Origin of the sequence: Mycoplasma suis str. Illinois, from assembly GCF_000179035.2 — a bacterium.
GTDB classification, from domain to species: Bacteria; Bacillota_I; Bacilli_A; order Mycoplasmatales; family Mycoplasmoidaceae; genus Eperythrozoon_A; species Eperythrozoon_A suis.
In genome coordinates this window covers 730,668-742,431 of record NC_015155.1, presented here as the reverse complement: position 1 = coordinate 742,431, position 11,764 = coordinate 730,668, and the positions used below count along the sequence as shown (strand labels likewise).

Below are 11,764 nucleotides of genomic sequence, written 5' to 3'. Positions count from 1 at the left end.
AAATTAACTAAAAAAGTTAGTGCTTACAGTGAAAATCAATATATATTTGCATAAATTCCCTAAAAATAATTTTTATTATTATATTTAACTTTTAGAGAATGTTTTTTAGTGTAAAAAATCCTTTTAATTAGCTAATGAAAAGGACTTATCAACCTAAAAAACGAAAAAGAGTTAAAGTACACGGATTCCTTAGCAGGATTTCCACTAGATCAGGTAGAAAAATATTAAATGATAGAAGAAGAAAAGGTAGAAAAGTTCTAACAGTTTCTAGTGAATAGAAACTTTTTAGTGAGTGGCACTAAAAACAATATCCTTGAGGATCATTGAAGAAAAAATATAGGTTAAGAAAGAAAAGTGATTTTGATGAAATTTTTGAAAAAGGAAAAAGCATCAAAACTTCTAACTTAATTTTTCTTTATATTCCTGAGAAATCAGGAAATAAAGAAAAAAACCAAAACTCTTTAAGAATAGGTGTAAGAGTTCCGAAAAAGAAGTGTAAAAGAGCAGTAGACAGAAACTACCTAAAGAGAGTTATTTGAGCTACGCACTCAAAACTCAATTTAGAAGAATTACCACCAAATTCTTCAATTTTTTTATACACTAGTTTTTTTCTCTCTAAGTTCTCTAAAGTCAAGAAAATTAATTTTCTTGACTTAGAAAGAGATGTAAAAAAAATTTATAACACTCTTTCTAAGAGATGTTCTTAAATTTCAATCTAGGTTCTCTTTTAGGATTCTCTTCAAACGAAGAGAAAAAAGAGAAACCTTTTCAATTATTCGGAGATAATGATCCCTCTCAAACTCCTACAAGAAGAGTACTTAAGAGAGGTCTATTTATTCTTAAAGTTCTTGTTTACTCTTTTAGCTTCTTGATGATCTCTTGATCATTTTTTCAATCTATGTTCACCTCATATGTTTTTCACTCAAATGAAGCTGGAGTTGGTCTAGAAGCCGCTTATCACTCTGGCAGTAGCCAGAGAACTAATGATCTTAGATATGATGCATTTCCTTGAACTCCAAATCCCTGAGCTTACTGACCTTTAGTTAGTTCAGGAAATGGATTTGGCCCTTTCATTATGTGATTGGTTTATCCATTCACTAGAGTTTTTCTTTACTTGATTTGAACTTTTAGAGGAACTCAAGATAGCTTTATGGACAAATCAGGTCTTAATGTTGTCTGTTCTATTCTTATTATTTTGCTAGTAATGAAATCAATAGTATTTCTTACTATTTTTAGAGCTCAATATTATTCAGATTTACAACAAAGACATAAGAAAAATTTAGAGCGAATCAAAAGTAAATATACTACTGATAAGTTCGATAGAAAAGAACTTAGAACAATGTCTGTTCTGAGACAACAAGAAGTTAGTAGATACTGTAAAAAACATGGTCTAAAACCTTTTTCAGCTCTAGAAAACTTTTTCATAAATACACCAATATTCTTAGTGATTTATAAATTAATGACTATCACTAGACCTGTTAAGTTTTCTAAGCTTTTTGGAATTATGCCATTTTCAAAAACTCCAATAAATATGATCTTTACTGACTTTTTATCAGTAGGATGAGTTTACATCCTTTTCTTTGCTATAGCAATTCCAGTTAACTTATATAGTCAGAAAATTCCTTCTAGACTAATGAAGAAAAGATTCCCATCTCTTCAAGATGATGTATCTTTAAAAGTTAAAGATATAAATGTATTAAGTAGTAAGAAACTGCAAAATATTATTTCAGTTTCTTTAATTATTTTCTCTCTTTTCTGATCTACTAGTTTGGCAGTTTATTACTTCTTTAACTCTTTATTCAATATAGCCTTCAGTTATATCATTCACTCTATCCTAAAGAAGAGAAAAGAAAAAGAGAGTGCTTTAACTAAAAAGTTAAAGAATTTGGGAATATAACCCCCCCTTTTTAGTTAAAGACAATTAAACAAAAAAGAGAATTATCTCAAGTTTTTCTTCGGAATAAAAATATCCAGAAGAGAATAGCTAATGCTATTAATTCTTCTGGATATAAATTCCTACTAGAAATTGGTCCAGGTTGCGGACAAATAACTCAATATATTGAGTTAGAAGAAAAAGTCTACTTAGGGGTGGAAGTAGACTCTTCTCTTTGTTCTCACTTGACTTCCAAGTTTACTACAGCAAATATACTGAATAAAGATTTCTTGCTACTGCAAGAAGAAGATATTCAGTTATTTAATGAGCAAAAAGTACTTTTATTTGGGAATATTCCCTATTCAATAAGTACAAAAATACTTTTGAAATTTTTATATATCAATCATTTTGAGGAATCTTTTTTAATGATTCAAAAAGAATTTTTTGAATCTATTTCCGCAAAATGTAACACTAAACAATATTCTTCATTAGCTGTGTTTTTACAGTCATTTTGTGATATTTCAAAGTTATTTGAAATAAATAGACTTAATTTTTACCCTAAACCTAAAGTGGATTCCATTTTCTTTTCTATAAAGAAGAAGGAAAAATATTCAGAAATTTTTCTAAAAGAATATTTTGATTTCATAAAGAAATGTTTTTTTAGTCCAAGAAAAATTCTCTGAAATAATTTGAGAAAAATTTATGAAGAAAATATTTTGGAAGAATTGTTTTACAAAAACAATCTTCTAAAAAATATTCGTATTCAGGAATTAGAACCTGAAAAAATTATGAAATTATTTAAAGACTTGAAAGAGATAACTCCTTAAAAAGAAGAAATAAAAAGTAGAGGGGGTTAAATCCCCTTCTACTTAAATTTCCTTATCTATTTATTTCTTCTATAGTTAATCCCAATCTATTCTTCTTATTCTTTTCATATCTTAGAACTTCTTTAATGTGAGAAAGAAATTGTTCAGTAGTGTGAATTCCATCATTACTTAAGTTTTCACACATAGTTATTAGATACCTTACAGGTATCTTCTTTAACAGAGAGAATATGAAGGAAATAATTCCATTTAACATAGTAGGATTAAAGTTTTTTTGATTACACTCTTTTATTCAGTTTTCCATAGCTAAAGGAATATTCTTTCTTCTTGTTAACTTCAGATAGAAAATAATATTTGTGTGTTTACTGAAAAGCAATTTAAATTGCTTTTTCAGTTCTTTCTTATCTTTGTAATTTAAGAAATTCTTCCAGAATAAGTGATATTCTTCTATTCTGAATTCAGAATCATCTAGTAAATTAAGTTCATTCTTAATTAATTCACTTAATTCACTAATAGAAAGATAGTATTCATTCTTCTCATTCAACTTAATTGAAAGAGAAGATAATTTAATTAATTTAGAAGAATCTATCTTGTCATTCTTTCAATAGTCCTTAATAATATCTATTATTTCTAGGGACAAGATAAATTCTCTTCCTAGATTCTTATATAGTTCGTCATAGAATGACCAATAAAGATTTTGGTCTTCAGAACTTAGTGACTTTAGATCAATATCTTTCTCTTCTTTTTTCTCTTGAGAGAAAGATATTTCACTAATTTCTTCATATTTCTCTAATCCATAAACTAATTCAGAGATTTTGTTTTCTGGAATATTTTTAGAGAAATATGGGTTATAAATTAATTCCTTTATAGGTAAAGGAGAATTTAATTTAATTATTAAAGTGTTTTCTTTTAGGCTTTTAGCTGGAGAATAAATAGAAATTAATTTATATTCTTCTAATTCAGAAATACTTTTTCTGAATTCTGAATAATCAATTGATAAGTGATTTAATAGGTTTAAAAGAATATATGTTTCTGTCTTATTGTTAGAGTTAATTCTTGATTGACCATATAGATAGGGAAATAGAACTAGACTAGTTCTAGAGAGTGAGAAAGAATATATTTGGAAAAAAGATATTCAATCGAACTCTCTAGCTTCTAGCTCTATTACTAAAAACTTTTCTGTTTGGCTTAAGTTGGAACTAATAGTAATTTTTTAAGAAAAGATTAAAGCTTTCTAGTAATTAAAAAAATATTTTTTGATTCTCATTTAAGAATTTCATTTAAAAATTATTCTATTGAAATAAAAAATTTTTAAATTCTTTTAAAAGCTAGTCTATTAGAGGGGTTTTAATAATTCTGATGTGCCATCACTACAGAATTATTAGTGTTTTAAAAATTTAGAGATGTTTTTTCTAAAACTTCTCTATTGATTTAATTTTTTCCCAAAACTTCTTTTTGAAGATGATGATGACTACTATGAAGGAGATACAGATGATTTTGATAGTTCATCGTCTTCCAAATTTAAGAAATTTAAAGGATCTCTTTCTTCTGGCGGAATTAATCCCAAGAAGAAAAGTAAATTCATGAAATTTTTCTTCATTGCTATCGCAATATTATTTTTCTACTTTGTATTCTGACATAGTAATGACACACCCTTAAAAAAAGTTGATTTATGTAAGGGTGGCTGTCAGAATGGGGATTTTAAATTAGGAGATCATTCAATAGAAACTGATTTTTCTGAAAATGCATGATCAGAACAATTAAGTAGACCTAGCGGTAGTGAATCTGTTTTCAAGATTTTTGTCAAAAAGAAAGATTCAAGTAAATCAATTTCTTTTAACGTAACAAGAAGAGTTAATGATAGTAAGGAAAGTAATGGTAATGGAAAGACTTATACATTCTTCAATAGTTCTGGAAAACCTTGTATTATCGGAACAAAAGATGATAAGACATTAAGTTGTTGTAAGGCAGATGGACAACAATGTGATTGTTGTAAAAATGGAGGATGTACTGAATGTTGTAAAGAAGGTAAATGTTGTGGAACAGATGGCAAGAATTGTTGCTGTTGCTGCTTTATTCAATTGATTGAAGCAGCAATACTTAATCCACAAGATCCAAATAGACTTACTGCAGGAAGAGTATTTATATCACTTCTTCCTACACTTCTTTATTTATTGATATTTATTGCTCTTGCTAGAGGAGCTTCTAAAGGATCATTTGGACTTTACGGAGGTAAAGGATCAATATTTGGTATCGGTAAATCCATTAGCAAGAGAAATAAATCCAATATTACCTTTAAGGATGTAGCTGGAATTAAAGAAGAAAAGGAAGAACTAGAAGAAATAGTTGACTTCCTTAAACGACCAAAGAAGTATGCTTCTATGGGCGCAAGAATACCTAAAGGGGTTATCCTTTATGGACCTCCAGGAACAGGTAAAACTCTTTTAGCTAAAGCTGTTTCTGGAGAATCTAATGTTCCATTCCTTGAAGCTTCAGGTGCAAGCTTTGATGATATGTTTGTTGGTGTCGGAGCTAAAAGAGTTAGAGAATTATTTGAGAAAGCTAAAAAGCTTTCTCCTTGCATTATCTTTATAGATGAAATTGACGCCCTTGCTGGAAAGAGAGGAGGCAAATTCAATCTACAACAGGGAAATGAACAAACAATTAATCAATTATTAAGTGAAATGGACGGATTTAACACTCAAGCTGGAATAATAGTTATTGCAGCTACAAACCGACTAGAAAGCATCGATGATGCTGTTCTAAGACCTGGTCGGTTTGACAGACATATTCAGATAGATTTACCAGATATAGCTGAAAGAAGAGAAATATTGAAGTTACACGCTAAAAACAAAAACCTATCCAATAGAGTCAATCTAGAAGAAATAGCTAGAAAGACTCCAGGATTCTCTGGAGCTCAACTAGAAAATGTTTTGAATGAAGCAGCTCTTCTTACTGTTAGATTCAATAAAAAAACAATTTCTACTTCAGAAATTGATGAAGCTATAGATAGAGTAATGGCTGGTCCAGCTAAAAAAGGTAGAAAGGCAATGTTTTCCGAGAGAAAACAAATTGCCTACCATGAAGCTGGACATGCCATTGCAGGTATATATACAGATGATGGGGAACTAGTAGAAAAAATAACTATTATTCCTAGAGGAAGAGCTGCTGGTTATGTTCTTTCAGTACCAAAGGTACAGGAAAGAACAATTAGTACTAAAAAACAATTGAAGTCAACAATATTGACTCTTCTAGCAGGAAGAGCTGCTGAAGAAATCTTCTTTGGAGTAGACAATATTAGTACTGGAGCAGCTAATGACTTATATAAGGCAACTTCAATAGCTAGAAATATAGTATTGAAGTTTGGTATGACTCAATCTGCAGGAATGACACAGTTCATTCCTTCAGAAGAAGCAGAAAATCCTTATAAGAATAATTACTCAGAGAATTATGCTCAAATAATAGATGAAGAAATAAATAATATATTGAAGGAACAATATGAAGCAGCTAAAGAACTTGTTAAGAGAAATAAAATAGAATTTTTACTGATAGTAGAGACTCTATTACTTCTAGAAACAATTGATAGATCTCAAATAGAATACATTCATAAATACAGAAAGATTCCTAGAGAGGCAGAGCTGGAAAGAGCCAAAATAGAAAAAAGAGAAGGAAAAAAGATTAGCGAAGCTATGCCTCTCTAAATGATTTCACTAAAGTGATTTAGAGAAAACTTTGATGAATTAGTTTCTAGATATAGTGGAAGACACCTTGAAGAAGGTGTCTTGGAAAGAATAAGAGAATTAGATATTCAGACAGTTCAACTTAATAAGGAATTAGACAGTTTAAGAGCTGAAAAAAATAAACTGTCTGAAAATTATGATCCTTCTAAATCTAGTAGTATTTCAGAAATAAAGTTCAAAATAGTTGAATTAGAAAAAGATTTACTTCAAAAAAAAGGAGAACTTCATCTCCTTTTAAGTGGACTTCCTGCAATACCTAATGAAGAGATAGAGCAAGAAGATAAATTAGTTAAGACTTGAGGAGAAATTCCGGAAGGGGATTTCTATAAGTCTTATTTAGAACTTTCTTCTTCTCTAGGTCTGCTAGACCTAGAATTATCCGCTAAGATTACAGGAACTGGTTATTCAGTCTATGTAGATAGAGGAGAAAAGCTAATGAGAGCTCTCATTAGCTTTACATTAGATTGAGCTGAAAAACATGGCTTTAAAAGATATTTCCTTCCCTCAGTAGTGAATAAAGATTCTTTATTTTGCACTTCTCAAATAAATAAATTTGAGGAAAATTTATTTCAACTTAATGGGGATTCAAAAAAGTTTTTATCCCCTACTGCAGAAGTGCAATTAACAAATTTATTTAAGGACATGATTCTTACTGAAAGTGATTTACCTATAAAAGTTTGTGCTAACACAAACTGTTTTAGAAATGAAAAAATAGGGGCTGGAGTTGAAAGTAGAGGTATTATGAGAATGTTTCAATTCAATAAAACTGAAATAGTTATGATTTCTCATCCCGAGAAATCAGAAGAAGCTCAAGATTTTATGTCAAAAGTTATAGAAAGTCTTCTGGAAGAACTTAATCTTCCATATAGAAAAATAATGTTGTCTAGAAGCGAAATGTCTTTCGCTTCATCTAAAACTTATGACTTTGAAGTTTGAATTCCTTCAGAGAAGAAATATAGAGAAATTTCTTCTCTATCCAATACAAGAGATTTCCAATCTATGAGGGGAAAAATTAGATGTAAGACTAATAGATTAGATCCAAAAGAAAAGAGTAGATATGTTCATGTATTAAATGGATCATGTTTAGCTATAGATAGACTATTTATAGCTGTTGTTGAGAATCATCAAACAGCTGAAGGAGAAATAATTCTTCCTGAAAGTCTATCTAAATTTTTAGGATTTAAGAAAATATCAAAGGAGGGAAAGAATTAACTTAAATTAGATGGCAAGATTAAAGTATTACTCCCTAGGGGGTCAAGATGAAAAGTTTAGATTCAGTGGAGTACTTGAATTAAATGGAGATATTTTCATCTTGAATGCTGGAGGAAGTTGTGTAAATACAAATCTATATGAAATAGATGATGTAATACCTGATTACTCATCTTTAATCCCATTAAAGCCTAAGATAAGAGGATTATTTATTGGAGTTCCTAAGGAACTCAATATTTCCTCTTTACCTTATTTCTTGGATGTATTTTCAGAAGTCCCTATATTTACTAACTCTTTCGGAGAATCCATAATAAGGGACTTCTTGGAAAGATTCCATGAAGAAGGAGGCAAAAAATATAACCCTAATATAGTTGCACTTAATTTAATTAGTGAACATGCAGTTCCAGGCTCAAATGATTGCAAAATACTACCTATTAAGGTAGCGGCTTCGCTACCTAATTCTTTAGCCTGAGCTTTTAAATTTTCAGGATCAGACTATGTTGTATTTATGGATGAATTTTTGATGTCCTCTGAAAATGTTCCTTGCAGAGAAAATCAATTAAATTTCCTTTTCCAAAACCTTAAAAATAAGGTTTCTTTACTTATAGTTGGAACTCAATCTTGCGCTACTGTTCCTTCTTTCTCACTTAAAGTAGCAGATAACTTCTCATATTTAAAGAAATTAACTTCCAGAATAAGCACAAGACTGAATGTTGCAGCTTACAAAGATGACTGACATACTCTCTTCAACTTAAGTAGAATAGCTCGAATATATGAGTATGACTTACTCATATATCCACTTAAAACATCAAGAATGTTTAATAGTTTTATAACTGAAAACAAGTTAAAGAACTACTCCCTATCAGTTAGTGAGGAAACTTCCAGAAGAGAGGGAGTAGTTCAAATAAGAATAATTACTGGAACACACAATACTCTTTACAGTAACTTAAGAGCTATTAATAGTGGAGAAGTAAAAGATTGAGAATTTCTTCCAACTGATGTAACAGTATTTATGACTTCTACATTTACTGAAAGAGAGTTGGAAGAAATCTCAATGATAAATGAAATTGCACATAGAGGAGGAGAAGTTCTGAAACTTCCCTCAACTATAGTTCCCTATATGGCAGGAGCTGAAGATCTTAAGCTCCTTGTAAATTACTTATCTCCATATCATGTCATTCCAGTTAATGGCTTTTATAAAGACTATGTGGAATTTACAAAAGCCTTAACTAATGTCATGAATATAGATAAGATATATTTCCTAGAAAACGGACAATATGTGAATATAGAAAAAAAGAATGTAAGTATTACAGAAAATCCGTTACAGGAAATATATGTAGGAAATAAAAAGATATTAGACATAAATAGAATAACTATCTATGAACGGAGACTAATAGCTCAAAGTGGAGTAGTATTAGTCTCCGTTAGATGTAATAGCAAAAAAAATATAGTAAGTAATCCTATGGTGCAAATGCTTAGTGTATTCTCAGATGACTTCTCCAAGAAGGATGAAGTCCTTCTGAGAATTCAAACCAATCTAAAACAAGATATTTCTAAGTATTTGCAACAAAATTCAGAAATAGAAAATAAAGGATTAAAGCAATCCATTAGAAAATCTGTTTATAATTCTCTAGATCCTTTCATTTACAAGAAACCAGCAGTGGTTTCTGTAATTTCACACATAAATTAGTGATTGCCTTTATGTAGCTTTTAGCTTTCTCTTAGATGAGGGAGTTGATGTTTGTCGAATCCCCAGCTAAGATTAAAAGCATTTCCAAATATCTTTCAGGTAGAAACCTGAAAGTATTTGCTACTTATGGACACATAAGAGAGTTATCTAAAGGTTGACTTAATTTTGGACCAGATAATTTTGAAATTAAATGGTCCAATATAGAGAGAAAAATTTCTTATGAGAATAAGAAAGTTTCTATTATAGAAGCCATAAAAAATGAGGCTAAACAAGCCTCAAAAATTTATTTATCTACAGACCCAGATAGAGAAGGAGAAGCTATAGCTTGACACATTTACTCTATTCTTGGAAAAGAACATCAAAAAAAGTGTTCTAGAGCAGTATTTAACGAAATTACTGAAAGTGCCGTTAAATACTCTCTAGAAAATACAAGACAACTAGATCAAGCACAAATTAATTCCTATCTAGCAAGAGTATTGCTAGATAGATGAATAGGTTTCAATCTATCTAGTTATGTTCGAAAAAAAGTAGGAGGTCAATCAGCAGGAAGAGTGCAATCAATTGCACTTAAATTCCTAGCTGATAGAGATGAAGAAATAAAATCTTTTCAACCTAAAAATTGATTTATTTTGAAAGTCCAACTACAAGTTGGACTAACAATAACATTATTTAAGCTTTCTGAAGCTGCAGAATCCCAAGTGGTGTTGTCACCACATGGTAAAAAAGGAGTTGTTAGCTTCCAAAAGAAAGAAGATTTAGAAAGAATAATTAATGATCATTTAGATGATCATTACATACTAGAAGAAATTGGAGAAAAGAAGTTAGAGACTTCTTCTCCTCCAGAAGTATTAAAAACTTCCACTTTATTTGAACTAGCTATTAATAAGCTAGGTCTAAAAGCAGAAGATGTCAGAAGAGTAGCTCAAAGTCTTTATGAAGGTATTAATTTAGGAGGAGAAACCATATCCCTAATTACATACCCCAGAACAGACAGATCTTCTGTTTCTGAAGAATTTCTTAAGTTAGTTAAGAAATTCATTCTAAAAGAATATGGAGAAACCTACTGAGTTGAAGAAGGAACTCTAAAGAAAAAAAGCATTATGGGAAAAAAAGAAATTTTCATTCAGGGAGCTCATGAGGGAATAAGACCTACTGATGTGGAGTTAACTCCACAAAAGTTATCTAAATTACTTTCTACTTCATCTTTAGAGTTCCAACTATATAGATTGATTTGGTCTTATACAGTAGCTTCTTTTTTCCCTTCCTCCAGGAATGAAAAAAGAAGATATGTATTTGAAAATCAAGGTAATTTTTTTTATGCTTCTGAAAGTTCAGAAGTATTTGATGGTTATAAGTACATTCTTAGAGAGAATGGACTTCTAGAAAGTAGAGAGAAGTCAGAATTTGACTTCAAACAACTTATCAAGAATAATAAGTATTTATCAAAAGAAGACATTATTATGGAGGAGAGAAATTCTCCTCCATCTAAATATAGTGAAGCTACACTAATAAAGGCTCTAGAAAATAAGGGAATAGGTAGACCTTCTACTTATCCCTTAATTTCTGAAATAGTTAGAACAAGAAATTATGCTAATTTCAAAAATAAAAAATTTGAAATTACAGAATTAGGATATAAAGTTTCAAAAGATTTAGATCAAAACTTCTCTAACTTTATATCCTATGACTATACAAGAACTATGGAAGAAGAATTAGATAATATATCTAAGTTAAAGACTGACTGAAAGAAATTTCTTGAAGGAGTCTTTATAGCTTGAAATGACTCCCTAAAGGGAGCTGAAAAAGCTGAAATAGTTAAGGATAAAAGTTGCCCTGAATGTGGAAGTCAATGTGTTTATAAATTTTCTAGAAAGAATCACAACAAATTTATTGGTTGTATTGATTTTCCCAAATGTAAATTTGTGGAAAATATAGAGCAACCACAAAAAGAAGTTGAACTTTTAGATAAGTTGTGTTCTGAGTGTAAGAGTCCACTAGCTAAAAAGAAGAATAGATGAGGAAATGAGTTCATTTCCTGTTCTAATTACCCTAAATGTAAGTACATAGAAAGAAATAAACAAGAATATGAGACTGTAGAGAATTCATTCTGTCCAGAATGTAATTCTCAATTAGTCTATAAGAATTCAAAGAGAAAAGGGAACAAGTTTATAGCTTGTTCTGGTTTCCCTAATTGTAGATATTCTTCTACCCTAGAAGGTAAAAGAATAGAAAGTAAGGGAAATTCTAAAAGTAATAAGCCTCCAGAAAAATTGGACAGAAAATGTCCAAAATGTAAGAAAAACTACTTACAAATAAAAATGAGTAGAAAGGGAACTAAATTTATTTCTTGTTCTGGTTATCCAAGATGTAAATATGTGGAGTGAATGGACAAAGAAGGGGAAACAGAAAATAAAAGCAGTTAATTAGTTTT

Annotated in this window: 9 protein-coding genes; 8 read left to right on the top strand and 1 reads right to left on the bottom strand. The window is 30.0% G+C overall.

Going from position 1 to position 11,764, the window contains the following annotated elements:
- Positions 1 to 134: 134 nt before the first annotated feature.
- Genes rpmH through rsmA form a run of 4 tightly spaced genes read left to right on the top strand, consistent with a single transcriptional unit; the run spans position 135 to position 2,700 of the window.
- Entirely contained in the window at positions 135 to 278 is a 144-nt protein-coding gene (gene rpmH / locus MSU_RS04320) for a 50S ribosomal protein L34 (protein ID WP_013610200.1), read from the top strand.
- A gap of 45 nt (positions 279 to 323) precedes the next feature.
- Entirely contained in the window at positions 324 to 707 is a 384-nt protein-coding gene (gene rnpA, locus MSU_RS04315) for a ribonuclease P protein component (RefSeq protein WP_013610199.1), read from the top strand.
- Positions 698 to 1,897 carry a YidC/Oxa1 family membrane protein insertase gene (locus MSU_RS04310; RefSeq protein WP_013610198.1) on the top strand — a complete coding sequence of 400 codons (1,200 nt, stop codon included), beginning with the start codon at positions 698 to 700 and terminating at the stop codon, positions 1,895 to 1,897. Before rnpA ends, MSU_RS04310 begins: the two co-directional genes overlap by 10 nt.
- Positions 1,898 to 1,911: 14 nt before the next feature.
- Positions 1,912 to 2,700: a 16S rRNA (adenine(1518)-N(6)/adenine(1519)-N(6))-dimethyltransferase RsmA gene (gene rsmA / locus MSU_RS04305; protein WP_081453796.1), complete on the top strand. Its 789-nt coding sequence runs from the start codon at positions 1,912 to 1,914 to the stop codon at positions 2,698 to 2,700.
- A gap of 52 nt (positions 2,701 to 2,752) precedes the next feature.
- Here the strand turns inward: rsmA and MSU_RS04875 are convergent, their stop codons facing one another.
- The gene (locus MSU_RS04875; protein WP_013609498.1) at positions 2,753 to 3,337 is read right to left on the bottom strand and encodes a hypothetical protein; all 585 of its coding nucleotides are present in this window, start codon (positions 3,335 to 3,337) and stop codon (positions 2,753 to 2,755) included.
- 763 nt (positions 3,338 to 4,100) lie between these two features.
- Between MSU_RS04875 and ftsH the strand changes: the two genes are divergently transcribed.
- From ftsH to topA, 4 genes are read left to right on the top strand one after another with little or no spacing between them, the layout of a single operon-like run.
- Complete coding sequence (ftsH, locus tag MSU_RS04295) at positions 4,101 to 6,398, top strand: ATP-dependent zinc metalloprotease FtsH (protein WP_013609497.1); 2,298 nt, start codon at positions 4,101 to 4,103, stop codon at positions 6,396 to 6,398.
- The gene (gene serS / locus MSU_RS04290) at positions 6,399 to 7,649 is read left to right on the top strand and encodes a serine--tRNA ligase (protein WP_013609496.1); all 1,251 of its coding nucleotides are present in this window, start codon (positions 6,399 to 6,401) and stop codon (positions 7,647 to 7,649) included. It abuts the gene before it with no gap.
- A gap of 10 nt (positions 7,650 to 7,659) precedes the next feature.
- On the top strand, positions 7,660 to 9,336 hold the full coding sequence (locus MSU_RS04285) for a ribonuclease J (protein WP_013610195.1): 1,677 nt from the start codon (positions 7,660 to 7,662) through the stop codon (positions 9,334 to 9,336).
- Between the two features lie 47 nt (positions 9,337 to 9,383).
- The gene (gene topA, locus MSU_RS04280) at positions 9,384 to 11,756 is read left to right on the top strand and encodes a type I DNA topoisomerase (protein WP_232500263.1); all 2,373 of its coding nucleotides are present in this window, start codon (positions 9,384 to 9,386) and stop codon (positions 11,754 to 11,756) included.
- The last annotated feature ends 8 nt before the right edge of the window (positions 11,757 to 11,764 follow it).